29 protein-coding genes are annotated in these 25,495 nt (G+C 54.1%); 22 read left to right on the top strand and 7 right to left on the bottom strand.

Annotated elements, in window-relative coordinates; translation table 11 throughout:
* The first annotated feature begins 3 nt into the window (after positions 1 to 3).
* From NL510_RS21390 to NL510_RS21355, 8 genes are all read left to right on the top strand, one after another.
* Positions 4 to 252, top strand: coding sequence for an acyl carrier protein (locus NL510_RS21390; protein WP_253380171.1), 249 nt, complete (start codon positions 4 to 6; stop codon positions 250 to 252).
* Positions 239 to 991: an SDR family NAD(P)-dependent oxidoreductase gene (locus NL510_RS21385; RefSeq protein ID WP_253380169.1), complete on the top strand. Its 753-nt coding sequence runs from the start codon at positions 239 to 241 to the stop codon at positions 989 to 991. Before NL510_RS21390 ends, NL510_RS21385 begins: the two co-directional genes overlap by 14 nt.
* A gap of 46 nt (positions 992 to 1,037) precedes the next feature.
* Positions 1,038 to 1,235, top strand: a complete 198-nt coding sequence (locus NL510_RS21380) for a DUF2065 domain-containing protein (RefSeq protein WP_253380167.1) — start codon at positions 1,038 to 1,040, stop codon at positions 1,233 to 1,235.
* Positions 1,236 to 1,336: 101 nt separating this feature from the next.
* Positions 1,337 to 2,635, top strand: coding sequence for an adenylosuccinate synthase (locus NL510_RS21375; protein ID WP_042713442.1), 1,299 nt, complete (start codon positions 1,337 to 1,339; stop codon positions 2,633 to 2,635).
* Positions 2,636 to 2,814: 179 nt separating this feature from the next.
* Entirely contained in the window at positions 2,815 to 3,240 is a 426-nt protein-coding gene (gene nsrR / locus NL510_RS21370; protein WP_253380165.1) for a nitric oxide-sensing transcriptional repressor NsrR, read from the top strand.
* Between the two features lie 38 nt (positions 3,241 to 3,278).
* Positions 3,279 to 5,720, top strand: coding sequence for a ribonuclease R (gene rnr, locus NL510_RS21365; protein WP_253380162.1), 2,442 nt, complete (start codon positions 3,279 to 3,281; stop codon positions 5,718 to 5,720).
* Between the two features lie 65 nt (positions 5,721 to 5,785).
* Entirely contained in the window at positions 5,786 to 6,517 is a 732-nt protein-coding gene (gene rlmB / locus NL510_RS21360; RefSeq protein WP_253380160.1) for a 23S rRNA (guanosine(2251)-2'-O)-methyltransferase RlmB, read from the top strand.
* A gap of 156 nt (positions 6,518 to 6,673) precedes the next feature.
* Entirely contained in the window at positions 6,674 to 8,296 is a 1,623-nt protein-coding gene (locus tag NL510_RS21355; protein WP_253380158.1) for an isovaleryl-CoA dehydrogenase, read from the top strand.
* Here NL510_RS21355 and NL510_RS21350 read toward each other — a convergent pair.
* The 3 genes from NL510_RS21350 to bsmA all read right to left on the bottom strand — a co-directional run bounded on the left by NL510_RS21350 (position 8,293) and on the right by bsmA (position 11,149).
* Entirely contained in the window at positions 8,293 to 10,224 is a 1,932-nt protein-coding gene (locus NL510_RS21350) for a methyl-accepting chemotaxis protein (RefSeq protein WP_253380154.1), read from the bottom strand. The genes NL510_RS21355 and NL510_RS21350 overlap by 4 nt on opposite strands.
* A gap of 171 nt (positions 10,225 to 10,395) precedes the next feature.
* The gene (gene yjfN / locus NL510_RS21345; RefSeq protein ID WP_301308580.1) at positions 10,396 to 10,683 is read right to left on the bottom strand and encodes a DUF1471 family protease activator YjfN; all 288 of its coding nucleotides are present in this window, start codon (positions 10,681 to 10,683) and stop codon (positions 10,396 to 10,398) included.
* 136 nt (positions 10,684 to 10,819) lie between these two features.
* Positions 10,820 to 11,149 carry a biofilm peroxide resistance protein BsmA gene (bsmA, locus tag NL510_RS21340; RefSeq protein ID WP_253380147.1) on the bottom strand — a complete coding sequence of 110 codons (330 nt, stop codon included), beginning with the start codon at positions 11,147 to 11,149 and terminating at the stop codon, positions 10,820 to 10,822.
* 137 nt (positions 11,150 to 11,286) lie between these two features.
* Between bsmA and yjfP the strand changes: the two genes are divergently transcribed.
* Positions 11,287 to 12,009 carry an esterase gene (gene yjfP / locus NL510_RS21335; RefSeq protein ID WP_253380145.1) on the top strand — a complete coding sequence of 241 codons (723 nt, stop codon included), beginning with the start codon at positions 11,287 to 11,289 and terminating at the stop codon, positions 12,007 to 12,009.
* Here yjfP and ulaR read toward each other — a convergent pair.
* Positions 12,006 to 12,761 (bottom strand): HTH-type transcriptional regulator UlaR, encoded by a 756-nt coding sequence (gene ulaR / locus NL510_RS21330; protein ID WP_253380143.1) that lies wholly within the window; start codon positions 12,759 to 12,761, stop codon positions 12,006 to 12,008. The two genes, yjfP and ulaR, sit on opposite strands and share 4 nt — an antisense overlap.
* A gap of 111 nt (positions 12,762 to 12,872) precedes the next feature.
* Complete coding sequence (gene ulaG, locus NL510_RS21325; protein ID WP_253380141.1) at positions 12,873 to 13,937, bottom strand: L-ascorbate 6-phosphate lactonase; 1,065 nt, start codon at positions 13,935 to 13,937, stop codon at positions 12,873 to 12,875.
* A gap of 360 nt (positions 13,938 to 14,297) precedes the next feature.
* On the opposite strand from ulaG, the gene ulaA reads away from it, so the two are divergent.
* The 6 genes from ulaA to NL510_RS21295 are packed head-to-tail and all read left to right on the top strand — an operon-like array spanning position 14,298 to position 18,705.
* A complete protein-coding gene (gene ulaA / locus NL510_RS21320; protein WP_253380139.1) occupies positions 14,298 to 15,698 on the top strand; it encodes a PTS ascorbate transporter subunit IIC in 1,401 nt (466 codons plus the stop codon).
* A 12-nt stretch (positions 15,699 to 15,710) separates the two neighbouring features.
* Positions 15,711 to 16,016, top strand: a complete 306-nt coding sequence (gene ulaB, locus NL510_RS21315; protein ID WP_253380137.1) for a PTS ascorbate transporter subunit IIB — start codon at positions 15,711 to 15,713, stop codon at positions 16,014 to 16,016.
* Positions 16,017 to 16,025: 9 nt separating this feature from the next.
* Positions 16,026 to 16,493 (top strand): PTS ascorbate transporter subunit IIA, encoded by a 468-nt coding sequence (gene ulaC / locus NL510_RS21310; protein ID WP_253380135.1) that lies wholly within the window; start codon positions 16,026 to 16,028, stop codon positions 16,491 to 16,493.
* A 12-nt stretch (positions 16,494 to 16,505) separates the two neighbouring features.
* Complete coding sequence (locus NL510_RS21305) at positions 16,506 to 17,156, top strand: 3-keto-L-gulonate-6-phosphate decarboxylase UlaD (RefSeq protein WP_253380133.1); 651 nt, start codon at positions 16,506 to 16,508, stop codon at positions 17,154 to 17,156.
* A 9-nt stretch (positions 17,157 to 17,165) separates the two neighbouring features.
* Positions 17,166 to 18,026, top strand: coding sequence for an L-ribulose-5-phosphate 3-epimerase (locus NL510_RS21300; RefSeq protein WP_253380131.1), 861 nt, complete (start codon positions 17,166 to 17,168; stop codon positions 18,024 to 18,026).
* The gene (locus NL510_RS21295) at positions 18,019 to 18,705 is read left to right on the top strand and encodes an L-ribulose-5-phosphate 4-epimerase (RefSeq protein WP_253380129.1); all 687 of its coding nucleotides are present in this window, start codon (positions 18,019 to 18,021) and stop codon (positions 18,703 to 18,705) included. Before NL510_RS21300 ends, NL510_RS21295 begins: the two co-directional genes overlap by 8 nt.
* A gap of 227 nt (positions 18,706 to 18,932) precedes the next feature.
* On the opposite strand, the gene yjfY is transcribed toward NL510_RS21295, so the two are convergent.
* Entirely contained in the window at positions 18,933 to 19,208 is a 276-nt protein-coding gene (gene yjfY, locus NL510_RS21290; RefSeq protein WP_253380127.1) for a DUF1471 family protein YjfY, read from the bottom strand.
* A 343-nt stretch (positions 19,209 to 19,551) separates the two neighbouring features.
* Between yjfY and rpsF the strand changes: the two genes are divergently transcribed.
* The 5 genes from rpsF (at position 19,552) to NL510_RS21265 (ending at position 22,076) form a co-directional block, all read left to right on the top strand.
* Positions 19,552 to 19,947 carry a 30S ribosomal protein S6 gene (gene rpsF / locus NL510_RS21285; RefSeq protein WP_119935816.1) on the top strand — a complete coding sequence of 132 codons (396 nt, stop codon included), beginning with the start codon at positions 19,552 to 19,554 and terminating at the stop codon, positions 19,945 to 19,947.
* A 6-nt stretch (positions 19,948 to 19,953) separates the two neighbouring features.
* Positions 19,954 to 20,268, top strand: coding sequence for a primosomal replication protein N (priB, locus tag NL510_RS21280; protein ID WP_253380125.1), 315 nt, complete (start codon positions 19,954 to 19,956; stop codon positions 20,266 to 20,268).
* Positions 20,269 to 20,272: 4 nt separating this feature from the next.
* Complete coding sequence (gene rpsR / locus NL510_RS21275; protein WP_002210155.1) at positions 20,273 to 20,500, top strand: 30S ribosomal protein S18; 228 nt, start codon at positions 20,273 to 20,275, stop codon at positions 20,498 to 20,500.
* Between the two features lie 39 nt (positions 20,501 to 20,539).
* Positions 20,540 to 20,989 (top strand): 50S ribosomal protein L9, encoded by a 450-nt coding sequence (gene rplI, locus NL510_RS21270; RefSeq protein ID WP_253380123.1) that lies wholly within the window; start codon positions 20,540 to 20,542, stop codon positions 20,987 to 20,989.
* Positions 20,990 to 21,140: 151 nt separating this feature from the next.
* Positions 21,141 to 22,076, top strand: coding sequence for a DMT family transporter (locus NL510_RS21265; RefSeq protein ID WP_253380121.1), 936 nt, complete (start codon positions 21,141 to 21,143; stop codon positions 22,074 to 22,076).
* 36 nt (positions 22,077 to 22,112) lie between these two features.
* Here NL510_RS21265 and NL510_RS21260 read toward each other — a convergent pair whose 3' ends face one another.
* A complete protein-coding gene (locus NL510_RS21260; RefSeq protein WP_253380119.1) occupies positions 22,113 to 22,727 on the bottom strand; it encodes an OapA family protein in 615 nt (204 codons plus the stop codon).
* 231 nt (positions 22,728 to 22,958) lie between these two features.
* On the opposite strand from NL510_RS21260, the gene bamJ reads away from it, so the two are divergent.
* Together bamJ and cycA are read left to right on the top strand one after the other, a co-directional pair.
* On the top strand, positions 22,959 to 23,579 hold the full coding sequence (bamJ, locus tag NL510_RS21255) for a BamJ family beta-barrel-assembly machinery protein (RefSeq protein ID WP_253380117.1): 621 nt from the start codon (positions 22,959 to 22,961) through the stop codon (positions 23,577 to 23,579).
* A gap of 309 nt (positions 23,580 to 23,888) precedes the next feature.
* Positions 23,889 to 25,295 (top strand): D-serine/D-alanine/glycine transporter, encoded by a 1,407-nt coding sequence (gene cycA / locus NL510_RS21250; RefSeq protein WP_253380115.1) that lies wholly within the window; start codon positions 23,889 to 23,891, stop codon positions 25,293 to 25,295.
* Positions 25,296 to 25,495 lie beyond the last annotated feature (200 nt).

The raw sequence follows: 25,495 nt of genomic DNA, 5'->3' as shown, positions 1-25,495 counted from the left end.
TACATGGAAAACTCTTCGCAAGTGTGGGCCAACATTGTTGGTCTGCTGGCCGACGTCAAAGATTTAGAGGCAGAAACGCTGGCACCCGAGACCCGGCTCAGCGAGCTGGAGCTTGATAGCCTGGACTATGTCGAAATGATGGTTACGGTGAAACGTGATTTTGCGATCACGCTGACGCCTGAACTCTTTATTAATCACCCGGACATTACGCTGGGACAGCTTTGTCAGGTCATTGCCGATGGTAAAGCATGATTTCTTACGGCCCTGGGTGCTGATAACCGGCGGAAGCAAGGGGATAGGCCGGGCTTTGGTCACGGCGTTTTCAACGCAGGTGCATGTCGTCTTTACTTGGCATAACGATCAACAAGCCTGCCTTGATACCCTCGCGCACTGCGCTGAAGCAGGCGGGTCGGTTGAGGCCATACAATGCGATGGCGGCAACGATGCATTGGTTGGGCAAACGGGAGCCATGCTGGTAGAGCGCCTCGGGGCACCCGTCGGGGTTGTACATAATGCAGGCGTTACGCTGGATGCTTTACATATCTCGCAAACGGGGGAGAGATGGCGCCAGGTAATGAACACCAATCTGAATGCGTTATTTTACTGGAATCAGGTTTTGCTGCCCTCAATGATGGCGCAGGGCAAGGGGGCTGTGGTCTTTATCTCGTCTGTGTCGGGCGCGGTGAGAGGCAATGTGGGCCAGACTGCTTACAGCGCGAGTAAAGCGGCGATGATTGGCTTATGCCGTTCGCTGGCGCTGGAAGTGGGACGTTTCGGCCTGCGTGTCAATTGTGTGGCGCCCGGTATGATTGACAGCGAGATGTTAAAGACAATGCCAGCCGACAAGTTTAAAGTACTGGCTCGCCAAATTCCTCTTCGGCGTATCGGTAAGCCGGAAGATGTGGTCTCAGCCGTGCAGTTTTTAATGTCAGATGAGAGCCCGTGGATAACCGGTCAGTGCCTGACGGTTGACGGAGGGATGAGCCTCTAGCTATCACGACTGCCTGCACCGCAGGCAGTTTTATAAAGGAAGCAATATGAATTCAACGATCTGGCTGGCGCTGGCCCTCGTTCTGGTCCTTGAAGGCCTTGGCCCGATGCTTTATCCCCGCGCATGGCGGCGGATGATCGCTACCCTGAGCCAACTGCCGGACACGATTTTACGCCGCTTTGGCGGTGGTCTTGTGGTGGCTGGCATCGTGATCTACTACATGTTGAGGAAAACGATTGGCTGAACGAAAAGTAGACGAATGTGGCGTATTTTAGGGTCAAAAAGTGCTGTATATCTGAAAAAGCGATGGTAGAATCCATTTTTAAGCAATCGGTGATTTTGAAAATGGGTAACAACGTTGTCGTACTGGGCACCCAATGGGGTGACGAAGGTAAAGGGAAGATCGTCGATCTTCTGACTGAACGTGCTAAATATGTTGTACGCTATCAGGGTGGTCATAACGCTGGCCATACTCTCGTAATCAACGGTGAAAAAACCGTCCTCCATCTTATTCCATCAGGTATTCTTCGCGAAAACGTCACCAGCATCATCGGTAACGGCGTTGTGCTGTCTCCTGCAGCGCTGATGAAAGAGATGAAAGGTCTGGAAGACCGTGGTATCCCGGTTCGTGAGCGTCTGCTGCTCTCAGAAGCCTGTCCGCTGATCCTTGACTATCATGTTGCGCTGGACGTTGCGCGCGAAAAAGCACGTGGCGCGAAAGCGATTGGTACTACCGGTCGTGGTATCGGCCCGGCTTACGAAGATAAAGTCGCTCGTCGCGGTCTGCGCGTGGGCGATCTCTTCGACAAAGCCACCTTCGCTGAAAAACTCAAAGAAGTGATGGAATATCACAACTTCCAGCTGGTGAACTTTTACAAAGCTGACGCCGTTGACTACCAGAAAGTCCTGGACGATGTCATGGCGGTGGCCGACATTCTGACCGGTATGGTGGTGGATGTGTCCGATCTGCTGGACCAGGCGCGCAAGCGTGGCGATTTCGTTATGTTTGAAGGTGCACAGGGTACCCTGCTGGACATCGACCACGGTACCTATCCGTACGTCACCTCTTCTAACACCACCGCCGGTGGTGTGGCGACCGGCTCTGGCCTGGGCCCACGTTATGTGGATTACGTTCTGGGTATTATCAAAGCTTATTCCACTCGCGTGGGTGCAGGTCCATTCCCGACCGAACTGTTTGATGAAACCGGCGAGTTCCTGTGCAAGCAGGGTAACGAGTTTGGCGCGACCACCGGTCGTCGTCGTCGTACCGGCTGGCTGGATGCTGTTGCCGTGCGTCGTGCGGTGCAGATCAACTCCCTGTCTGGCTTCTGCCTGACCAAGCTGGACGTGCTGGATGGCCTGAAAGAGGTGAAAATCTGCGTGGGCTACCGGATGCCAGATGGCCGCGAAGTGACGACCACTCCGCTGGCCGCTGACGACTGGGAAGGCATTGAACCAATCTACGAAACCATGCCGGGCTGGTCTGAAACGACCTTCGGCGTGAAAGAGCGTAGCGGCCTGCCGCAGGCGGCGCTGGATTACATCAAGCGTATTGAAGAACTGACGGAAGTGCCGATCGATATTATCTCTACCGGCCCGGATCGTACTGAAACGATGATCCTGCGCGACCCGTTCGACGCCTAATCTTCGTTACCGCTGGCCTGCGGGGAGACCCGTAGGCCAGATAAGCTTAGCGCCACCCGGATCCCCCACTTTTTAGTCCCGCCTGTCAAATAAATTAGCCGCCAACTATCTGGCTGGTTTATCATCATTAATGAATATCTCAGCGGTTTGACCGCGTTTTCCCTTTTCCTGAGGTTGATGTGCAGTTAACAAGTTTCACCGATTACGGCTTACGTGCGCTGATTTACATGGCGTCGTTACCCGATGGGAGGATGACCAGTATCTCTGAAGTGACAGAGGTCTACGGTGTGTCCCGTAATCATATGGTCAAAATAATCAATCAACTTAGTCGTGCCGGATACGTTGCTGCCGTTCGCGGGAAGAATGGGGGAATTCGCCTTGGTAGACCGGCACAGAGTATTTGTGTCGGGGATGTGGTCCGTGAACTGGAGCCATTGTCTCTGGTGAACTGCAGCAGCGAGTTCTGCCACATTACCCCCGCTTGCCGCCTGAAAAAGGCACTTTATAAGGCCGTGCAAAGTTTTCTCAAGGAACTGGATAACTACACGCTGGCCGATTTGGTTGAAGAGAATCAACCGCTTTATAAATTATTGCTGGTGGAATGAAGAAAATTTCCACCGGAGCTGACAACGGAGGAACCGACATGTCACATGATCCTTTCCAGGAGCGCGAAGCTGAAAAATACGCGAATCCTATCCCCAGCCGCGAGTTCATCATCGAACACTTAACAAAACGCGAAAAACCCGCCAATCGTGAAGAACTTGCCGTTGAATTAAACATTGAAGGTGAAGAGCAACTTGAAGGCCTTCGCCGTCGCCTGCGCGCCATGGAGCGTGACGGGCAACTGGTCTTTACCCGCCGCCAGTGCTACGCGCTACCAGAACGCCTCGACCTGCTGAAGGGCATCGTCATTGGTCACCGCGATGGCTTCGGTTTCCTGCGCGTGGAAGGCCTCAAGGACGATCTCTATCTCTCATCTGAACAGATGAAGATGTGTATCCACGGTGACCAGATCCTGGCCCAGCCGCTGGGTGCCGATCGTAAAGGCCGTCGGGAAGCGCGCGTGGTACGCGTACTGGTACCAAAAACCAGCCAGATTGTGGGCCGCTATTTCACCGATGCGGGCGTGGGCTTTGTGGTGCCGGACGACAGCCGTCTGAGCTTCGACATCCTGATCCCGCCTGAAGAGGTAATGGGCGCACGCATGGGCTTTGTGGTGGTGGTTGAACTCACCCAGCGTCCAACCCGGCGCACCAAAGCGGTAGGCAAAATTGTTGAGGTACTGGGCGATAATATGGGCACCAGCATGGCGGTCGATATGGCGCTGCGCACCCATGAGATCCCCTACGTCTGGCCGACAGCCGTTGAAGAACAGATCAAAGATCTTCAAGAACAGGTACCGGAAGAGGCTAAAGCAGGCCGCGTGGATCTGCGCGATCTCCCGTTAGTTACCATCGATGGTGAAGATGCCCGTGACTTCGATGATGCCGTCTACTGTGAGAAAAAACGCGGCGGCGGCTGGCGCTTATGGGTAGCGATTGCGGACGTCAGCTATTACGTACGTTCAAATACGCCGCTGGATAACGAAGCGCGCAGCCGTGGCACATCGGTGTACTTCCCGTCTCAGGTGGTACCTATGCTTCCGGAAGTGCTCTCCAATGGGCTGTGCTCCCTGAATCCGCAGGTTGACCGCCTCTGTATGGTCTGTGAGATGACCATCTCGACCAAAGGTCGTCTGACCGGCTATAAATTCTATGAAGCGGTGATGAGCTCTCATGCGCGTCTGACCTACACTAAGGTCTGGCATATGCTGCAGGGCGACCGGGATCTGCGTGAACAGTACGCGCCGCTGGTGAAACACATCGAAGAGTTACATAACCTCTACAAAACGCTGGAGCAAGCTCGTGAAGAGCGCGGCGGGATCTCCTTTGAGAGCGAAGAGGCGAAGTTCATCTTCAACGCCGAACGGCGTATTGAGCGTATCGAGCAGACCCAGCGTAACGATGCGCACAAGCTGATTGAAGAGTGCATGATCCTGGCGAACATCTCAGCGGCACGCTTCGTTGAGAAAGCCAAAGAGCCGGCGCTGTTCCGTATTCACGATAAGCCCACGACGGAAGCCATCACCTCGTTCCGTTCCGTGCTTTCTGAACTGGGTCTGGAGCTGCCTGGCGGCAACAAGCCAGAGCCACGCGATTACGCTGAACTGCTGACGTCCATCAGCGATCGTCCTGACGCAGAAATGCTGCAGACAATGCTGCTGCGCTCTATGAAACAGGCGATTTACGATCCGGAAAACCGCGGCCACTTTGGTCTGGCGCTGCAATCCTATGCCCACTTTACCTCGCCGATCCGCCGTTATCCGGACCTCTCTTTGCACCGGGCGATCAAATATCTTCTGGCGCAGGAGCAGGGTCATAAAGGGAACACAACTGAAACCGGCGGCTATCACTACTCAATGGAAGAAGTGCTGCAATTGGGCCAGCACTGCTCCATGGCTGAACGCCGTGCCGATGAAGCGACCCGCGACGTGGCTGACTGGCTGAAGTGTGACTTTATGCTCGATCAGGTCGGTAACGTCTTCAAAGGCGTGATTGCCAGCGTGACCGGCTTTGGCTTTTTCGTCCGCCTCGATGAGCTGTTTATCGACGGTCTAGTGCACGTTTCCAGCCTGGATAACGACTATTACCGTTACGACCAGGTTGGCCAGCGCTTGATTGGCGAATCAGGCGGCCAGACCTATCGCCTGGGTGACCGCGTGGAGGTGAAGGTTGAAGCCGTGAATATGGACGACCGTAAAATCGACTTTAGCCTCATCTCCAGCGAGCGCGCCCCGCGTAACGTGGGCAAAACTGAGCGCGAGAAAGCGAAAAAAGGCGGAAACGGTAATGCAGGCGGTCGACGTCGACAGGCCGGTAAAAAGGTAAACTTTGAGCCTGACAGCGCGTTCCGTGGCGAGCAAAAACAGAAGCCTAAGGCGGCGAAGAAAGACGCCCGGAAAGCGAAAAAGCCGTCCACAAAGACGCAGAAAATAGCGGCGGCGACCAAAGCGAAGCGCGCCGCGAAAAAACAGCAGGCGGAGTAATTCCTCCTCACCCTGACCCTCTCCCGGTGGGAGAGGGAAAAGAAAAGTCATAACGAGAACTATCAATGAGTGAAATGATTTACGGCATCCACGCGGTGCAGGCCCTGCTGGAGCGCGCACCAGAGCGCTTTCAGGAAGTGTTTATTCTGAAAGGGCGGGAAGATAAACGTCTGATGCCGCTGATCCATGCGCTGGAAGCTCAGGGCGTGGTTATCCAACTGGCGAACCGCCAGTTCCTGGATGAGAAAAGTGAGGGCGCGGTTCACCAGGGCATTATTGCCCGCGTGAAGCCGGGCCGTCAGTATCAGGAAAACGATCTGCCGGATCTGATAGCCGAACTGGATAAACCGTTCTTCCTGATCCTTGACGGCGTGACCGATCCGCACAACCTCGGTGCATGCTTGCGTAGCGCCGATGCCGCTGGCGTGCATGCGGTGATCGTACCGAAAGATCGCTCCGCGCAGCTCAACGCGACGGCCAAAAAAGTGGCCTGTGGCGCGGCGGAAAATGTCCCGCTGATCCGCGTCACTAACCTGGCGCGCACCATGCGTCTGCTGCAGGAGGAGAATATCTGGATCGTCGGTACGGCTGGCGAAGCGGATCACACCCTGTACCAGAGCAAAATGACCGGTCGTCTGGCGCTGGTGATGGGTGCGGAAGGCGAAGGGATGCGGCGTCTGACGCGCGAGCACTGCGATGAGCTGATTAGCATTCCGATGGCCGGTAGCGTATCGTCTCTGAACGTTTCTGTTGCAACGGGTATCTGTCTGTTTGAAGCGGTGCGCCAGCGCGGGTAGCCTGTTTCGCCCGGTAAGCGCAGCGCCACCGGGCAAAATTCATTTCACCAATGGCCCTCAGCGCACCGCGATCGCCATCCTGTGATCTTCCTCCCATGCAGTAAGCCTGCAGCCTGTCCATACTTATCTCCATTGCCACTGAAGGAGGGACACAGCATGCACTGGCAGACGCATACCGTTTTTAATCAACCCGCCCCGCTCTCTAACAGCAATCTTTTCCTCTCTGATTGTGCCCTGCGCGATGCCATTACTCGCGAAGGGGCCGGGTGGGATAGCGAGCTACTCGCCAGTATTGGACAACAGTTAGGCACGGCGGAATCGCTGGAACTTGGCAGGCTCGCCAATGTTAACCCGCCGGAGCTGTTACGTTTTGATGCTACGGGAGCGCGGCTTGATGACGTTCGTTTCCACCCGGCATGGCATTTGCTGATGCAGGGGTTGTGCGCCAACCGGGTACACAATCTGGCGTGGGAAGAGGAGGCCCGTAAAGGATCCTTCGTCGCCCGGGCGGCTCGCTTTGTTCTGCATGCCCAGGTGGAAGCGGGAACGCTGTGTCCCATCACCATGACCTTTGCCGCCACGCCGCTGCTGCAACAGTCGCTACCTAAACTCTTCCAGGGCTGGATAGATCCCTTACTGAGCGATCGTTATGATCCGCATTTCGTTCCCGGTGGGCAAAAACGCGGTCTATTGATCGGCATGGGGATGACGGAAAAGCAGGGCGGATCGGACGTCCTCAGCAATACCACCAGAGCGGAAAAATGCAGTGACGGCAGTTATCGGCTGATGGGTCACAAATGGTTTTTCTCTGTACCACAAAGCGATGCCCACCTGGTGCTGGCCCAGGCTAAGGGGGGTTTGTCCTGCTTTTTTGTGCCGCGCTTTCTGCCTGACGGGCATCGCAATGCCGTGCACCTGGAGCGCCTGAAAGATAAGCTGGGCAACCGCGCCAACGCCAGCAGCGAAGCGGAGTTTTTCGATGCCTCAGGCTGGCTTCTGGGTGAAGAGGGCGAAGGCGTGCGGCATATCCTGAAGATGGGCGGGCTGACGCGTTTTGACTGCGCGCTTGGTAGCCACGGGCTGATGCGTCGGGCGTTATCCGTCGCGCTCTATCATGCTCATCAGCGCCAGACCTTCGGCAAAAATTTGATTGAACAGCCTTTGATGCGTGAGGTATTAAGCCGCATGGCGTTGATGCTGGAGGGGCAAACCGCGCTGTTATTCCGCCTTGCCCGCGCGTGGGATAAACGCGCCGACCCGCAAGAGGCGGCCTGGGCGCGGCTTTTCACACCTGCGGCGAAGTTCAGCATCTGCAAAGCAGGTATTCCCTTCGTGGCAGAGGCCATGGAGGTGCTGGGCGGGGCCGGGTATTGCGAAGAGAGTGAACTGCCACGGCTTTATCGTGAAATCCCGGTCAACAGCATCTGGGAAGGTTCGGGCAATATCATGTGTCTGGATGTCCTGCGCGTGCTGGCGAAGCAGCCCGGTATTCTTGGCCTGCTCAGCGACGATTTTGCGCAGGTGAAAGGGCAAGACCGGCACTTCGATCGCGCCTGGCGTCAACTGCAGCAAAACGTGCGTAAACCGCAGGAGGCGCAGGGCAGGGAGATCGCACAACAGCTCTTTTTACTGGGCGCTGGCAGCCAGATGCTGCGGCACGCATCACCGCCCGTGGCGCAGGCGTGGTGCCGCATGATGCTGGATACCCGTGGCGGAACGTTGCTGAGCAAACCGGTACAGAATGACCTGCTGTTGCGCGCCACGGGCAGGGTCGGTTAGCCTTTAAGCTGGAACAGACTGACCAGGTGTGTGAGGTGTGAACCTTTCTCGCGCAGCGTTTGTGCCGTCTGTTCGCTACGTGATACGCGGTCGGCATTAATGTGCGACGCTTCACCGATATGGGTCATGGCCAGATTCACCTGTCCAATCCCGGCGGATTGCTCGCGGGAGGCGTGGTTAATTTCCGTGACCAACTGGCTGATGTTATCAATGTGCGCAATGATGGAATCCATCGCCATGCGCGTCTGCTCAGACAGCGCGTGGCCTTCGCTCACTTTATTCAGCGTATCGCCAATCAGTTGCTCAATCTCCTTCACCGCGTTGGCGCTGCGTGCCGCCAGGGCGCGAACTTCCTGCGCCACCACGGCAAAGCCTTTACCGTGCTCACCTGCGCGTGCGGCTTCTACAGCGGCATTTAGCGCCAGAATGTTGGTCTGGAAAGCGATAGATTCAATCACCCGCGTAATGTCTTCGATACGTTTCGATGCGTCGCGAATATCATCCATGGTGGTAACCGCGCGCGTCACCGTCTCGCCGCCCTGATGCACCGCGCGCGAGGTTTCACTGACCAGTTGCTGCGTTTGCTCCATATTCGCCGCATTTTGCTGCACGGTCGCCGCCAGCTCTTCCATACTGGCGGACGTCTCTTCTACGCTGCTGGCCTGCTTGTTAATTTGTCCGGAGATCTCTCCGGTGTCGGCTGCCAGCGCGTTTGTCCCCAAATGGATCTCGCCTGCGGCGTCGCGAACCTGGAGGACAATTTTTTGCAGTCCTTCACCAATTCCATTGATGGCGAAAATAAGTTGACCCACTTCGTCCTGGCGCGTTACGGGCAGGTTGGCCCGCAGGTCACCTGCCGCATACTGGCGAGCCAGGTGAATGACATCGCGCAGGGGACGCGTCAGAAGCCGACGGATAATCACCACAAACAGACCAGCGAAGAGGGCCGAAAGTAGCACGCCTGCCAGCAGGAAACGGTCGCGCATGGTGGTTACACTTAATAGCAGGGCGGATTTATCCACTTCACCCACAATGGTCCAGTTCCAGCCGGGTAGCGGGGTAAAGGCCATTTTAAGCGTGCGACCATCAGCACTGACCCGTTCCAGGGTGCCGGATTTATCGCTCAGCAGCCGTTGCTGAGTGGCGCTGTCCCACGCTGGCGTTTGCCCTTCCGCGCTCGGGTGGAAGAGAAAGTGGCCGTGGTTCTTGCCGCTACTGCGATCCAGAACAAAGAAATGTCCGCTCTCGCCCAGGCGTCGGTTGAGGATTTTCTCGCGCATAACGTTCCAGGAGTGGGTAATGTTCACCCCGACAAAGATGATCCCAATGACCTGACCCTCCGCATTTTTGATCGGCTGATACTGGGTGATGTAGCGTTTACCGAACAGCAGCGCCAGACCCCGGTAGACGTCTCCCTTAGTGACGGCTGCGAAAGCCGGACTGGACGAGTCCAGAACCGTACCCATAGCGCGATCGCCATTTTCTTTGCGCAGGGAGGTGGCGACGCGGACAAAATCGTTACCGCAGCGCACGAAGAGCGTGGAGATCGCTCCCGTACGCTTCAGGAAGTCGTCAGAAAAGGTGTTATTTTCATGGAGTTCAACATCGCCACCTTTTAGCAGGGGCATGCTAAGACCATTAATCGTCCGCGGCTCGCTATTATCGACGTTAAACGGCTGAGGCAGGAAGGTCGTGAACAGCCGGGTATAACTTTCAACCTCTTCGCTCAGGCTGGTGTTAAACATCTGAACCATATCGACCATGCCGGTAGATTGATTATGCAGATCTTCTACGGCGAGAGCTTCAAGCTGCTGGCTGGCTTTATGGCTGAGCAGAAACGTAAAAAGCAGAAACAGAATGGCGACACTCACGCCAGTTAGCAGCGATAGCTTAGTGCCCAGACCTGCACGGCGGAAAAAATTGATCATAATTGCTCATCATTGAAAAGGTATGGCTCTTCAACGGCAAAGACACGATAACATTTATTCAATTAATGTAACAATTTGTTAATTACTTATTTTTAAAGAAATGTTTGGCGGGTAAAAAATTTGCATAAACGAAAAGCCACTAAAAATAAGTGGCTTTTATCCGGGAGAGAATCAGGCATACAGAATGGCTTGAACCCGCCAGCGATCGACATGGCTATCTTCCTGCATCTCAATGATCCGATACCAGGAGGCGCCCTGTTCATCGGCCTTTAATGCAACGACACGTTCAACATCATACGGGCTCCCTGTAATGTTATTTACGCAGATCTGGCCAATTTCATTCAGGCCCGTTACGCAATCAGCGCTCGCAAATTCAGCTGACTGCGCGGTCGTGCTCAACAGACCTGCGGAAAGCAACAGCGTGGTCAAAGCAAGAGTTCGGTTCATCGTAAGCTCCATTTCACATGTCTCCGGTATCCGCCGGGCAATCCTTCGCGAATAAACTCACTTCCATTGGTGCGGGCATGGAGTTTATTGTGGACAGGAAAATGTCTATAGACGCAAAGCCGTGTAAATGCCGTTCAAATAATGACCTCTACTTACGATACAAAATAGCCTGTGAATACCACTGTCCCGTAACGATAGTTTCATCGATCATAATGACGACATAGTAATCCGCTTTGGCGGCAACGGCCTGTGCTTTTATTGCTTCTTCCGCGTCATCCGGGGAACCGCGAACCAGCGCGGAGATCGTTCCCATTCGCTGTAATCCTTCTGTCTGATTACGTCGAATTTCCTGCGGATGATCGGCAACCGGCGGAGCGGGCTGCGGTGTCCCCTGTAGGGCGTTACAGCCGCTGAGCAGAGAGACCAGCAATAAAGCAGTTAAACTGCGCATAACCTTATCTCTTTTCCTGATAGCCATAGTGTAGTTGTCTATAAGTTTAGTTGGGGGGGAATGTTCCCGAAGTGTTATCTGGGCCGTGAAATTCGAATGAAAATAGCGTGAAAGCGTAACCCAGTTCTCAACATTATGAATCATTCATAAGCACAGGAGCGACAATGATTGAACTTGAAACATGCCGTCTCGGCGGCCATGAAATATTACATGCCATCCCCGCAGGAAAAGGCGATCATCCCCTGCCTGTGGTGGTTTTTTATCATGGATTTACCTCATCAAAGCTGGTCTACAGCTATTTTGCCGTGGCGCTGGCCCGGGCCGGGTTCCGTGTCGTTATGCCAGATGCGCCCGACCACGGCGCACGGTTTAGCGGTGACGAACAGGCGCGGCTTGGTCAGTTCTGGCAAATACTGCACGCTAGTCTGGACGAATTTTCCGGGCTGCGCGATGCGCTTTATCAGGCTGGATGGGTGGAGGGCGAACGTCTGGCGGTAGCCGGGGCATCCATGGGAGGCATGACAGCACTGGGGATCATGACGCAGTATCCTGAAGTGAAGTCCGTTGCCTGTCTGATGGGTTCCGGCTATTTCACCACGCTTTCACAAACGCTATTTCCACCGCAGGACTTCATGAAAATTGAAGGGTTACTGGCACAATGGGAGGTCTCCCGGGCCTTGCCGCGTCTGGCCGACCGCCCGCTGTTGTTATGGCATGGCGATGCGGACGATGTCGTTCCCGCAGCCGAAACCTTTCGCCTGCAGCAGGCTCTGCAGCGTGAAGGGCTGGACAACAATCTGACCTGCCTGTGGGAAGCGGGCGTTCGTCATCGCATCACGCCGATGGCGCTGGATGCCACGGTCGCTTTTTTCAGCCAGCATCTTTAAACGAGCAGAATTTTCACGCCCTGATCTTCCAGCTTCTGGAGAACCTTCGGGCTAGCGGTTTTGCCGGTGATCACCATGTTGATCTGCTCTGCACGGCTGAACAGCATGCCCGCGCGCTCGCCGACTTTGCTGCTATCGACCAGCACCACCAGCTTGCCAACCACGTTAAGCATGTTTTGTTCCGCCATCGCGGTCAGCATATCGGTTTTATACAGTCCATCAGCGGTAAGGCCTTTACCGCTGGTAAACATCCAGTGTCCGGCATAGAGGTGGTTTTCGTGGTCCTGGGGGCTGAGGGTAATGGACTGGCTTTTATTGTACTGGCCGCCCATGATCACCACGCTTTCATGCTCTTTGTCGATGAGATAGTTAGCGAGCGGCAAATAGTTGGTGATGATCTGCACCGGTTTCCCGCACATCTCCTGGCCCAGAAGAAACGCCGTGGAGCCGCAGTTGATCACGACGCTCTCTCCAGGGTTTACCAACTGAGAGGCCGCTCTGGCAATCCGTACTTTTTCGTCGTGATTTTGCGCCTGATGGATGTTCATCGGCGTCCAGCGGGGACGCTGCTGGCTGATGGCTTCCGCACCGTTACGCACTTTTTTTAGCTTACCGCTTTCATCCAGCTTGTTGATATCCCGACGCGCCGTCGCCGGGGAAATTCCCAGACGATCGATCACTTTCTCGACGGTGACAAACCCGGATTGCGCCAGGAGATCCAGTAAAATTTGATGCCGTTGCGCTTCCGTCATGAGCTATTCCGAAAAAAATTGATTTTAAAAGATGATATTTGAAATAGCGTGAAATTACTAAAATAAAAATGAAATTGCCAGACGCTGGGGTCTGGCGATCTGGCTTGACTGTCAGAGGAATGATTTGAACGGCAGGTCGGGCTCAAGGCTAAAACAATCATCAAAGCCGCGCGGGTAGTGGTACTCGAAATTGTCTTTATCCAGTGGCCAGGTGAACTTGCCTCCTACCTGCCAGATGAACGGCTTGAAGCTGTATTTCAGGCGATCTTTTTTCATCTCCCACAGCACGCGAATTTCCTGAGGGTCGGCCTGGAAGTTAGACCAGATATCATGGTGGAACGGGATAACCACTTTGGCATTCAGCGCTTCCGCCATTCGCAGCATATCGGCGCTGGTCATTTTGTCGGTGATACCGCGCGGGTTCTCGCCGTAAGAACCTAGCGCTACGTCGATGTGATGCGCGTTGCCGTGTTTCGCGTAGTAGTTGGAGTAATGTGAGTCACCGCTGTGATACAGCGAACCACCGGGGGTTTTGAACAAATAGTTTACCGCGCGTTCATCCATACCGTCTGGCAGCACGCCAGCCGCTTTCTGGTCGGCGGGCAGGGTAATCAGGGCGGTACGATCAAAGGCATCCAGCGCGTGGATTTCAACGTCTTTGATTTTTACCACATCGCCAGGCTTCATTACGATGCAGCGCTCTTTCGGTACTCCCCAGCCGACCCATAAATCCACGCAGGTCTGCGGCCCGATGAACGGCACATCGTCTGCGCAGTTTTGCATGACCGCTGCCGCCACGTTCACGTCGATATGATCGTTATGATCGTGTGTAGAGAGCACGGCGTCGATCTGGCGAATGGCGAAGGGATCCAGCACAAACGGCGTAGTACGCAGATTAGGCTGCAGTTTTTCAACCCCTGCCATACGCTGCATCTGATGGCCTTTTTTCATCAGTGGGTTACCGTGGCTCTGCTTGCCCGTGCCGCACCAGAAATCGACGCAAATATTGCTGCCACCTTCTGATTTCAACCAGATGCCCGTGCAACCCAGCCACCACATCGCAAAGGTCCCAGGCGCAACCTGTTCCTGCTCAATCTCTTCATTCAGCCAGCTACCCCATTCCGGGAAAGTGCTCAAAATCCATGACTCACGGGTGATAGTGTTCACTTTACTCATCGTTTTGACTCCTGGTATTAATCAAAAATAATCATGTGGTGACTTGTTATGATTAATGCTGGCACCATTCGATGCGCTTTGCAACGGCTAAATTACGCGATTTAGCTCGCAAATCCTGAAGGTGTACCCACTTCCAGAAGTTTACAATAGCATTTTATGTGAATCAATTGCATGAATTGTAAGTGTTTTTATGTTTTTATCAGGCGGGATTGAAAATCATTACTACCGGCAGGGAAATAATTTGCGTGATAGCTCACAAATAATCAAATTCAATCTTGTGGTGATTATTTGTGATTAATAGAGTGATGGCACCAACCACGCTGGGATTAGCCCGCCGTGTTCTCATTTCTGGAGAGAGTTATGGAGATCCTCTACAACGTCTTTACCGTATTCTTCAATCAGGTAATGACTAACGCCCCCTTGTTGCTGGGTATCGTGACGTGTCTGGGCTACATCCTGCTGCGTAAAAGCGTCAGCGTTATCATCAAGGGCACCATCAAAACCATCATCGGTTTTATGTTGTTGCAGGCGGGTTCAGGCATTCTGACCAGCACCTTTAAGCCGGTGGTCGCCAAAATGTCGGAGGTGTATGGCATTAATGGCGCAATCTCAGACACCTACGCCTCAATGATGGCTACCATCGATCGCATGGGAGAGGCCTACAGTTGGGTGGGATACGCCGTACTGTTGGCACTGGCGCTGAATATCATTTATGTTCTGCTGCGCCGCATTACCGGGATTCGCACCATCATGCTGACGGGACACATCATGTTCCAGCAGGCGGGGCTGATTGCGGTCTCTTTCTATATTTTCGACTACCCCATGTGGACCACCATTATCTGCACCGCAGTGCTGGTATCGCTTTACTGGGGTATCACCTCCAACATGATGTACAAGCCCACGCAGGACGTGACCGACGGCTGCGGCTTCTCTATCGGCCATCAGCAGCAGTTCGCCTCGTGGATTGCCTGGAAAGTTGCGCCGTATCTGGGCAAAAAAGAAGAGAGCGTTGAAGATCTCAAATTGCCGGGCTGGCTGAATATTTTCCATGACAACATCGTCTCGACGGCAATTGTGATGACCATCTTCTTCGGTGCCATTCTGCTCTCCTTTGGTACTGACGTTGTGCAGGCCATGGCGGATAAAACGCACTGGACAATTTACATCCTGCAAACCGGTTTCTCCTTTGCCGTGGCGATTTTCATCATTACCCAGGGCGTGCGCATGTTCGTCGCCGAACTGTCTGAAGCCTTCAACGGTATCTCCCAGCGCCTGATCCCCGGTGCCGTGCTGGCCATTGACTGTGCGGCAATCTACAGCTTTGCACCCAACGCCGTGGTTTGGGGCTTTATGTGGGGCACCATCGGTCAGTTGATTGCGGTCGGTATTCTGGTGGGCTGCGGCTCCGCAATTCTGATTATCCCCGGCTTTATCCCGATGTTCTTCTCCAACGCCACCATTGGCGTTTTCGCTAACCACTTTGGCGGCTGGCGCGCGGCGCTCAAGATCTGCCTGGTGATGGGCATGATTGAGATCTTCGGCTGCGTGTGGGCAGTCAAACTTACCGGGATGAGCGCCTGGATGGGCATGGCGGACTGGTCAATTCTGGCTCCGCCGATAATGCAGGGTTTCGCCTCCGTCGGCCTGGTCTTTATGACCGTCATCATCCTGATTGCACTGGTTTATATGTTCTTCGCTGGCCGCTCGCTGCGGGCTGAAGAAGATGCGGAAAAACAAACAGCAGACGTGTCTGCTCATTAAGGAGTTTCGATTATGACCGTACGTATCCTGGCCGTGTGTGGCAATGGGCAAGGTAGCTCCATGATTATGAAAATGAAAGTGGATCAATTTTTAACCCAGTCGAACATAGACCACACGGTAAATAGCTGCGCGGTAGGAGAATACAAAAGTGAGCTGAGCGGTGCGGACATCATCATCGCCTCTACCCATATCGCCGGCGAAATTACCGTGACGGGTAATAAATACGTGGTGGGCGTGCGCAACATGCTGTCGCCTGCGGATTTCGGCCCAAAACTGCTGGGAGTGATCAAAGAGCATTTCCCGCAAGACGTGAAGTAAGGAGGCTGTATGAAACTACGCGATTCGCTGGCCGACAATCATTCCATCCTGTTACAGGCCGAGGCCAGTACCTGGCAGGAAGCGGTAAAACTGAGCGTGGATCTGCTGGTGAAGGCTGACGTGGTGGAGCCACGTTACTACCAGGCCATTCTCGATGGCGTGGCGCAGCATGGGCCCTACTTTGTGATTGCGCCGGGTCTGGCAATGCCGCATGGCCGCCCGGAAGAGGGGGTCAAAAGGACTGGTTTTGCGCTGGTGACGCTGAAAACGCCTCTGGTGTTCAACCATGAAGATAACGATCCGGTCGATATTCTCATCACCATGGCTGCTGTTGATGCCAATACCCATCAGGAGGTGGGCATCATGCAGATCGTCAATCTGTTTGAAGACGACGCCAATTTTGACCGTTTACGCGCCTGCCGTACTGAGCAGGATGTTATTGATTTGATTGATGAAACAACGGCGGCGGCCGTTTAAGAGGAGTTGAAAATGTCATTACCCATGTTGCAGGTCGCGCTGGATAACCAGACGCTGTCTCACGCTTACGAAACCACCCGTCTGATTGCGGAAGAGGTGGATATCATTGAAGTCGGTACCATCCTGTGCGTAGGCGAAGGCGTTCGTGCCGTTCGCGACCTGAAGGCGCTCTACCCGCATAAAATCGTGCTGGCGGATGCCAAAATCGCTGACGCAGGCAAAATCCTCTCCCGGATGTGTTTTGAAGCGCATGCGGACTGGGTCACGGTGATCTGCTGTGCCGATATCAATACCGCCAAAGGTGCGCTGGAGGTGGCAAAAGAGTTCAACGGAGACATACAGATTGAACTGACCGGCTTCTGGACCTGGGAGCAGGCGCAATCGTGGCGTGACGCCGGTATCCAGCAGGTGGTTTATCATCGCAGCCGTGACGCTCAGGCCGCAGGGGTGTCGTGGGGAGAGGCGGATATCAGCGCCATCAAACGCCTGGCGGATATGGGTTTCAAAGTCACCGTCACCGGTGGGCTGGCGCTGGACGATCTGCCGCTGTTTAAGGGTATTCCCATTCACGTATTTATAGCCGGTCGTAGCATTCGTGATGCCGCGTCACCGGTGGAAGCGGCACGTCAGTTCAAACGTTCAATCGCTCAGCTTTGGGGCTAAGGAGCGGGTATGCTGTCTAAACAGGTTCCGCTTGGTATCTATGAAAAGGCACTTCCTGCTGGGGAGTGCTGGCTGGAGCGGTTACAGCTGGCGAAGCAGTTGGGTTTCGATTTTGTCGAAATGTCAGTAGATGAGACGGACGAACGCCTCTCCAGACTCAACTGGAGCCGTGAACAGCGCCTGGCACTGGTAAGTGCGGTCGCTGATACGGGCGTGCGTGTACCTTCTATGTGCCTGAGTGCTCACCGTCGCTTTCCGCTCGGTAGCGAGGATGATAGCGTGCGTGCGCAGGGGCTGGAGATTATGCGCAAAGCCATACGCTTTGCGCAGGACGTGGGCATCCGCGTAATTCAGCTGGCGGGTTATGACGTTTATTACCAGGAAGCCAACGATGAAACTCGCCGACGCTTTCGCGACGGCCTGAAGGAGAGCGTTGAGATGGCAAGCCGCGCGCAGGTGACGCTGGCGATGGAGATCATGGATTACCCGTTAATGAACTCTATCAGCAAGGCGCTGGGCTATGCGCACTACCTGAATAACCCGTGGTTCCAGCTCTATCCCGATATCGGTAATTTGTCGGCCTGGGATAATGACGTACAAATGGAGTTGCAGGCGGGTGTCGGCCATATCGTGGCGGTACATGTCAAAGATACGCGCCCGGGCGTGTTCAAGAATGTGCCGTTCGGTACCGGAGTGGTGGAGTTTGAACGCTGCTTCCAGACGCTTAAACAGACCGGTTATTGCGGGCCGTATCTGATTGAGATGTGGAGCGAAACGTCAGATGATCCGGCTGGCGAAGTGGCAAAAGCGCGGGATTGGGTGCGCGAGCGTATGGCGCGGGCAGGGCTGCTGGAGGCTGAACATGCTTGAGCTCAAACGGCAGGTCTTCGACGCCAACCTGGATCTGCCGCGTTACGGTCTGGTGACCTTCACCTGGGGCAACGTCAGCGCTATCGATCGTAAACAGGGATTCGTGGTAATTAAGCCCAGCGGCGTGGCGTATGACACCATGACCGTTGACGATATGGTGACGGTCGATCTTGAAGGAAACGTCGTGGACGGCAAATGGCGGCCCTCTTCCGATACCGCCACGCATCTGGCGCTGTACCGGCGTTATCCTTCTCTGGGCGGCGTGGTGCATACCCACTCGACGCATGCCACCGCCTGGGCACAGGCGGGGCTGGCGATCCCGGCACTGGGCACCACGCATGCGGATTACTTCTTTGGTAATATTCCCTGCACGCGTGCGCACACCCAGGCGGAAGTGGAGGGCGAATACGAACTCAACACCGGTAAGGTGATAATCGACACGCTGGGCGAGCGTGAGCCGTTGCATACGCCAGGTATCGTGGTGTATCAGCACGGTCCGTTCGCTTGGGGAAAAGACGCTCACGACGCCGTACATAACGCGGTAGTCATGGAAGAGGTGGCGCGAATGGCGTGGATTGCCCGCGGAATTAACCCGCATCTCCACGGGATTGATGATTACCTGATGAACAAGCATTTCATGCGCAAGCATGGCCCGAATGCCTATTACGGGCAGAAATGATCAACTGCTCTGGAATACCGAAAACAGGTGATACTGCTGGTATTTCAGAGTCATTCATAACACTCTTTCGTCCTGCTTAAACTGATCCTAACCACGTAATGTGGACACAGCACTAAGCGAAGGTCTGGTTTTCAAACTGTTACGGACTGAGGCCGCCACGGGCAGGGGGCAAGGCAAACTATGGCAATATTCTCTTCGTTGGCATTCCTGGTGCTGGCATTAAAGCGTTATCGGTAAATATCTGCACTGACGTGCATATTTCCGTTGCTGCCAGGCTCACGCATCAGTATCACGTGATAGTATTTTGCGCCCTTCGCATCGGTTTCTTCATTAAGTGCCTGATCTGCCTCACTCTCGGTGGCGAAATTATGATTGATGTAGATTACGCCTAAGCTTTGTACATCATCCATGTTTCTGGCCTGCCGGCCGTCTATCTTGATGGCTGCTATCGCGTTTGCACTAAGCAAAAGCGCAGCTATTACGGCGATTGCGATTTTTTTCATGATATACGCTCCACGACTGCATGCTGTGTGACGGTTAACGCTTCTCCTTTGGTCCTGTAAGTTCTCTGATTAAAGTTTAATCGTTTATCTGACGGGCATTGATGACCATTTCTGATGCAGTTGTTCAAAAAAAACGACGCTTCATGCCGGGAGTGAGGGTAAATCACTTACTTAGCCCCGCTTCGCGCGGTGTGCGAATTATTTGCGCAATCAGCTTGAGTTTCCCGGGGCGCGCAAGTATTATGACGCGTCAATTTTTCAGCCGACCTTTAACACGTTCCTTGCCTCCCCGGGCCTCGGCTGACCCAGACAGGAGGCTGAATAATCCGTAAGGAGCAATTCGATGCGTCATTACGAAATCGTTTTTATGGTCCATCCTGACCAGAGCGAACAGGTTCCGGGTATGATCGAGCGCTACACTGGTGCAATCACTGCAGCAGAAGGCACGATCCATCGTCTGGAAGACTGGGGCCGCCGTCAGCTGGCTTATCCGATCAACAAACTGCACAAAGCTCACTACGTTTTGCTGAACGTTGAAGCGCCGCAGGAAGCGATCGATGAGCTGGAAACTAACTTCCGCTTCAACGATGCCGTTATCCGCAGCATGGTTATGCGTACTAAGCACGCAGTTACCGAAGCATCTCCGATGGTTAAAGCGAAAGACGAGCGCCGTGAGCGTCGCGATGATTTCGCAAACGAAACCGCAGATGATTCTGATGCTGGGGATTCTGAAGAGTAATTTCTGATGACCAACCGTCTGGCGTTGTCTGGCACTGTGTGCAGGCCTCCCCTTCGAAAGGTCAGCCCCTCAGGAATTCCTCATTGCCAGTTCGTGCTTGAGCATCGTTCTGTGCAGGAGGAAGCCGGGTTTCACCGGCAGGCGTGGTGCCAAATGCCCGTTATTATTAGCGGACACGAAAACCAGGCCATTACTCACAGTATAACGGTCGGCAGCCGCATAACGGTTCAGGGGTTCATCTCTTGCCACAAGGCAAAGAACGGCCTGAGCAAAATGGTTCTGCATGCCGAGCAGATTGATTTGATAGATTCTGGAGACTAGCCATATGGCACGTTATTTCCGTCGTCGCAAGTTCTGCCGTTTCACCGCGGAAGGCGTTGTTGAGATTGATTACAAAGACATCGCAACGTTGAAAAACTACATTACCGAAAGCGGTAAAATTGTCCCGAGCCGCATCACCGGTACTCGTGCAAAATACCAGCGTCAGCTGGCTCGCTGCATCAAGCGCGCTCGCTACCTGTCCCTGCTGCCGTATACCGATCGTCATCAGTAATCGGCCGCCGTCTATTAACGACTTTAAGAGGATAAGGTAATGCAAGTTATTCTGCTTGATAAAGTAGCAAACCTGGGTAGCCTGGGTGATCAGGTAAACGTTAAAGCGGGTTACGCTCGTAACTTCCTGGTACCACAGGGTAAAGCTGTTCCAGCTACCAAGAAAAACGTAGAGTTTTTCGAAGCACGTCGCGCTGAACTGGAAGCCAAACTGGCTGACGTTCTGGCGGCTGCTAACGCTCGCGCTGAGTCAATCAACGCACTGGGCACTGTTACCATCGCGTCTAAATCTGGCGACGAAGGTAAACTGTTCGGTTCCATCGGTACCCGCGATATCGCTGATGCAGTTACTGCAGCTGGCGTTAACGTGGCTAAGAGCGAAGTTCGCATGCCGAACGGCGTTCTGCGTACCACAGGTGAGCACGAAGTTGACTTCCAGGTTCACAGCGAAGTGTTCGCTAAACTGGTTGTTAACGTTGTAGCTGAGTAATTTTTTACTCTGCTCGCGTCAACGCGCCGGCCTTGTGCCGGCGTTTTGCGTTTTATGCCCGGCAAAATAGTCTTTTGTTGTTGTCGGGTCGCTATTCCGGGCGCATTCTCTAATAATAAATTGAAACGCAATTTTATTTATGAGATTTGTCATGGATACTGCACTGCCTACGCCTGTCTTTGCCCGTCGAAATGTAGCCTATGCCTGCGCCACGCTCTGCTGTTTGCTTTGGGGGAGTTCCTACCCGGCCATTAAAAGCGGCTATGAACTCTTTCAGATCGCGACCGATGATATCCCGTCGAAAGTGGTGTTTGCCGGATACCGTTTTCTGTTTGCCGGCGCACTGCTCCTGTTGTTTGCATTAGCGCAGCGCAAGCCGATTGCGAGGCTAACGCCCGCACAGTTTGGTCAACTGACGATTCTGGGGCTGACGCAAACGTCGATTCAATACACGTTCTTTTATATCGGCCTGGCTTACACCACCGGCGTGAACGGCTCGATCATGAATGCCACCGGGACCTTCTTCAGCGTACTGCTGGCGCACTTTATCTACCACAACGACAAGCTCAGCTACAACAAAACCCTTGGCTGTATCCTGGGGTTTGCCGGGGTGATGCTGGTGAATTTTCACAGCGGGTTAAGCGAGTTCAGCTTTGTTTGGTACGGCGACGGGTTTGTGGTGCTCGCCGCCTTTATCCTTTCCACCGCTACGCTTTACGGCAAACGTATCTCCCAGACGGTAGATCCGACGGTGATGACCGGCTGGCAACTGGCTATCGGCGGCCTGGTACTGGTGGTGGGAGGATATCTAACAGGCGGCACGCTGGAAGTGCACAGCGCGACGGCGGTCGCCGTATTGGGGTATCTGACGCTGCTTTCATCGGTCGCTTTCGCGCTCTGGAGCATGCTGCTGAAAGTGAACCGCGTCAGCATGATTGCCCCGTTCAACTTCGTGGTGCCGGTGGCGGGCACCGTGCTCTCCGCCATTTTCCTTGGCGAAAACATTCTGGATATCAAGTATGCGATTGCGCTGGTGCTGGTCTGTTCGGGGATCTGGTGGGTGAATAAGCGGAGCGTCAAAGGTTAATTGCCGGGCAGCAGTGACGCTGGCCCGGCCTGCAGCTTAACGTGCTCTGATAAAACTGCCGTCAGGCTGGCGGGTAAACAGCACCTGCTGGCCATTGCTGGTATCAATCGTCAGCCCGGTGACTACGCCGCTGGCGTTCTGACGGATCTGCACCATCTGACCATTCTGCAGGTTACTGAGCGGTTTGCCCGCACCTTCAACCTGCGCCATGGCATAGACATCGGTCGCTGGCAGACTGTGGTCGCGAAAGAGCTGTGCAAGGGTTTTTCCGGGCTCTACGCGGTAAGAGCGCCATTGCTGCTCGATACCGGTGGGCTGTTGAAGCTGATCCTGGGGCTGATCTTCCTGGACAGGCTCAGGTTCAACCGGGGCGACTTGACCCGGATCGTTAGAGGGGGTGACCAGTTGAGTTTGCATCGGCTGTGAATCAGGCTGCGTTTGCGACCGGATATCCAGCTGTGCATCGCGGGTGGCCGGTGCCGTGTCGGCATCATCGCCGCCAGAAGGAAGCAGGAAGCCAACGATCATTAGCAGCGCGCCAATAATAATGCCTCTGCGGTGCAGAGAAGGCAGCGGGTCCATGATGCGAAAATTGTCCGGCGCCTGCCAGATTTTCGCCAGGGTAGGTTTCAGTTCAAATCGCCCGGGCATGGCTTTCCTCCTGCTCCGCGTCTTTTTTATCCTGTCCTGAGAAGTGTAGTTTGCTAACTGCCTGATGGGCGTAACAAAGCCTGCTTTCGTGACACATAATTGGGAAAATCCTGACTGGCTCTATTGTTTCTGTTTCGTCGCTGTTTGTCACCTTTACTTAAGACAAAGTTTTACCCATAAGGGCATGGCTGATATGCTGCCCGCTACTTTAATGTGATGGAAGGAAAACCCATGACCACCCCGACTTTTGACACTATCGAAGCGCAGGCAAGCTACGGCATCGGCTTGCAGGTAGGACAGCAGCTTAGCGAATCCGGCCTGGAAGGTCTGTTACCGGAAGCGCTGGTGGCGGGTATCGCTGACGCGCTGGAAGGCAAGCAACCGGCTGTTCCGGTTGATGTAGTACACCGCGCGCTGCGTGAGATCCACGAACGCGCAGACACAGTACGTCGTTCGCGCTTTGAAGAGATGGCGGCAGAAGGTGTGAAATATCTGGACGAAAACCGCGAGCGTGAAGGCGTGAATAGCACCGAGTCTGGTCTGCAGTTCCGCGTCATCAACCAGGGCGATGGCGCCATCCCGGCCCGTACCGACCACGTTCGCGTACACTACACCGGTAAGCTTATCGACGGTAGCGTGTTCGACAGCTCAGTGGCACGCGGCGAACCGGCTGAATTCCCGGTCAACGGCGTTATTCCGGGCTGGATCGAAGCGCTGACATTGATGCCAGTCGGTTCCAAATGGGAACTGACCATCCCGCAAAACCTGGCCTATGGCGAGCGTGGCGCAGGCGCGTCCATCCCACCCTTCAGCACCCTGGTGTTTGAAGTCGAGCTGCTGGAAATCCTGTAATCGGATGACGCATTTCCTCTCTCCGCGGGGAGAGAGGAAAATAGTGTTAAAACCTTTAGTTATGACGTAATCGACATTTTATCTTGCAAACGAAACTATTGCGTGTATTTTTGTGAGCTGTTTCGCGCTGTATGAGTGATATGACACTCACTTTCAACATATTATTAACATAATATCCAAATCATAGTATTCATCCCGCCGATTCTTACCTACTATCGATAAGCCCTTATCGGGGCCGTCATCTTATGACGTATTTAAAGGCCAGAAGAGCCTTAACAACACAGACAGGCATAAACAGGAAAACATCACATGGTAGATCAGGTCAAAGTCGTCGCTGAAGACGCGTCGTCTGAACAATCGCTGCGGCGAAATCTCACAAACCGTCACATTCAGCTTATCGCCATTGGCGGTGCAATTGGCACCGGGCTATTTATGGGGTCAGGCAAAACCATCAGCCTTGCCGGTCCGTCGATCATTTTCGTTTATATGATTATCGGTTTTATGCTCTTTTTCGTGATGCGTGCAATGGGTGAATTGCTGCTCTCGAACCTCGAATACAAATCTTTCAGCGATTTCGCTTCCGACCTGCTCGGCCCCTGGGCGGGCTATTTTACCGGCTGGACCTACTGGTTCTGCTGGGTGGTGACCGGTATGGCGGATGTCGTCGCCATCACGGCGTACGCGCAGTTCTGGTTCCCCGGCCTGTCGGACTGGGTGGCTTCGCTGGCGGTCATTGTGCTGCTGCTGAGCCTGAACCTCGCCACCGTGAAAATGTTTGGTGAAATGGAGTTCTGGTTCGCGATGATCAAAATCGTGGCAATTGTCGGGCTTATTGTGGTCGGGCTGGTCATGGTTCTCACCCACTTCCAGTCGCCCACGGGCGTTCAGGCTTCGTTTACTCATCTGTGGAATGAGGGGGGCTGGTTCCCGAAAGGCATCAGCGGCTTCTTTGCGGGCTTCCAGATAGCCGTGTTTGCGTTTGTAGGGATTGAGCTGGTGGGGACCACGGCGGCGGAAACCAAAGATCCGGAGAAATCCCTGCCGCGCGCCATTAACTCTATTCCATTGCGTATCATCATGTTCTACGTCTTCGCGCTGATCATTATTATGTCGGTGACACCATGGAGCTCGGTCGTCCCTACCAGGAGCCCGTTCGTTGAGCTGTTTGTCCTGGTGGGTCTGCCTGCCGCAGCAAGCCTGATTAACTTTGTGGTGCTGACGTCTGCCGCCTCTTCTGCAAACAGCGGGGTATTTTCAACCAGCCGCATGCTGTTTGGTCTGGCGCAGGATGGCGTGGCGCCGAGGGCGTTTGCCAAACTGTCTAAGCGTGCAGTACCGGCGAAAGGACTGACCTTCTCCTGTATCTGTCTGTTGGGTGGGGTGGTTATGCTCTACGTTAACCCGAGCGTGATCGGTGCGTTCACCATGATCACCACGGTCTCGGCGATCCTGTTCATGTGTGTCTGGACCATCATCCTGTGCTCGTACCTTGTGTACCGCAAACAGCGTCCATATCTGCATGAAAAATCGATCTACAAGATGCCGCTGGGCAAGCTGATGTGCTGGGTGTGCATGGCGTTCTTCGTGTTCGTACTGGTTCTGCTGACGCTGGAAGAAGATACGCGTCAGGCATTAATCGTCACGCCGCTGTGGTTCATCGCGCTGGGGCTGGGCTGGTTGTTGATCGGTAAAAAACGGATGGCGGGTATGCGTTAACAGAAGTGAAAATGCAGAAGGCCCGGTGAGCGCAAGCGCCACCGGGCTTTTTTTATCCGCAGGGCGATGCGAGAACACTTAGGTGTTCAGGGTGAAAATGCAGTATCGATCACAAAAAAAGGTGATTTAAGATGCTGATGAATTTAAAAAATGGCTTTAGAAAGTTTTTAAAGGTGGAGAAACAGTAAACAACCTGCCGC

This window comes from unidentified bacterial endosymbiont, from assembly GCF_918797525.1.
Lineage (GTDB): Bacteria > Pseudomonadota > Gammaproteobacteria > Enterobacterales > Enterobacteriaceae > Enterobacter.
The sequence above is the reverse complement of the archived record's forward strand: the minus strand, read 5'-3'. Positions and strand labels throughout refer to the sequence as shown.

Bases quoted from the DNA above. Each gene is read 5' to 3' on its own strand.
- NL510_RS21390 (WP_253380171.1), top strand. From the start codon at position 4: ATGGAAAACTCTTCGCAAGTGTGGGCCAACATTGTTGGTCTGCTGGCC.
- NL510_RS21385 (WP_253380169.1), top strand. From the start codon at position 239: ATGGTAAAGCATGATTTCTTACGGCCCTGGGTGCTGATAACCGGCGGA.
- NL510_RS21380 (WP_253380167.1), top strand. From the start codon at position 1,038: ATGAATTCAACGATCTGGCTGGCGCTGGCCCTCGTTCTGGTCCTTGAA.
- NL510_RS21375 (WP_042713442.1), top strand. From the start codon at position 1,337: ATGGGTAACAACGTTGTCGTACTGGGCACCCAATGGGGTGACGAAGGT.
- rnr (WP_253380162.1), top strand. From the start codon at position 3,279: ATGTCACATGATCCTTTCCAGGAGCGCGAAGCTGAAAAATACGCGAAT.
- rlmB (WP_253380160.1), top strand. From the start codon at position 5,786: ATGAGTGAAATGATTTACGGCATCCACGCGGTGCAGGCCCTGCTGGAG.
- NL510_RS21355 (WP_253380158.1), top strand. From the start codon at position 6,674: ATGCACTGGCAGACGCATACCGTTTTTAATCAACCCGCCCCGCTCTCT.
- NL510_RS21350 (WP_253380154.1), bottom strand. From the start codon at position 10,224: ATGATCAATTTTTTCCGCCGTGCAGGTCTGGGCACTAAGCTATCGCTG.
- yjfN (WP_301308580.1), bottom strand. From the start codon at position 10,683: ATGGAGCTTACGATGAACCGAACTCTTGCTTTGACCACGCTGTTGCTT.
- bsmA (WP_253380147.1), bottom strand. From the start codon at position 11,149: ATGGCTATCAGGAAAAGAGATAAGGTTATGCGCAGTTTAACTGCTTTA.
- yjfP (WP_253380145.1), top strand. From the start codon at position 11,287: ATGATTGAACTTGAAACATGCCGTCTCGGCGGCCATGAAATATTACAT.
- ulaR (WP_253380143.1), bottom strand. From the start codon at position 12,761: ATGACGGAAGCGCAACGGCATCAAATTTTACTGGATCTCCTGGCGCAA.
- ulaG (WP_253380141.1), bottom strand. From the start codon at position 13,937: ATGAGTAAAGTGAACACTATCACCCGTGAGTCATGGATTTTGAGCACT.
- ulaA (WP_253380139.1), top strand. From the start codon at position 14,298: ATGGAGATCCTCTACAACGTCTTTACCGTATTCTTCAATCAGGTAATG.
- ulaB (WP_253380137.1), top strand. From the start codon at position 15,711: ATGACCGTACGTATCCTGGCCGTGTGTGGCAATGGGCAAGGTAGCTCC.
- ulaC (WP_253380135.1), top strand. From the start codon at position 16,026: ATGAAACTACGCGATTCGCTGGCCGACAATCATTCCATCCTGTTACAG.
- NL510_RS21305 (WP_253380133.1), top strand. From the start codon at position 16,506: ATGTCATTACCCATGTTGCAGGTCGCGCTGGATAACCAGACGCTGTCT.
- NL510_RS21300 (WP_253380131.1), top strand. From the start codon at position 17,166: ATGCTGTCTAAACAGGTTCCGCTTGGTATCTATGAAAAGGCACTTCCT.
- NL510_RS21295 (WP_253380129.1), top strand. From the start codon at position 18,019: ATGCTTGAGCTCAAACGGCAGGTCTTCGACGCCAACCTGGATCTGCCG.
- yjfY (WP_253380127.1), bottom strand. From the start codon at position 19,208: ATGAAAAAAATCGCAATCGCCGTAATAGCTGCGCTTTTGCTTAGTGCA.
- rpsF (WP_119935816.1), top strand. From the start codon at position 19,552: ATGCGTCATTACGAAATCGTTTTTATGGTCCATCCTGACCAGAGCGAA.
- priB (WP_253380125.1), top strand. From the start codon at position 19,954: ATGACCAACCGTCTGGCGTTGTCTGGCACTGTGTGCAGGCCTCCCCTT.
- rpsR (WP_002210155.1), top strand. From the start codon at position 20,273: ATGGCACGTTATTTCCGTCGTCGCAAGTTCTGCCGTTTCACCGCGGAA.
- rplI (WP_253380123.1), top strand. From the start codon at position 20,540: ATGCAAGTTATTCTGCTTGATAAAGTAGCAAACCTGGGTAGCCTGGGT.
- NL510_RS21265 (WP_253380121.1), top strand. From the start codon at position 21,141: ATGGATACTGCACTGCCTACGCCTGTCTTTGCCCGTCGAAATGTAGCC.
- NL510_RS21260 (WP_253380119.1), bottom strand. From the start codon at position 22,727: ATGCCCGGGCGATTTGAACTGAAACCTACCCTGGCGAAAATCTGGCAG.
- bamJ (WP_253380117.1), top strand. From the start codon at position 22,959: ATGACCACCCCGACTTTTGACACTATCGAAGCGCAGGCAAGCTACGGC.
- cycA (WP_253380115.1), top strand. From the start codon at position 23,889: ATGGTAGATCAGGTCAAAGTCGTCGCTGAAGACGCGTCGTCTGAACAA.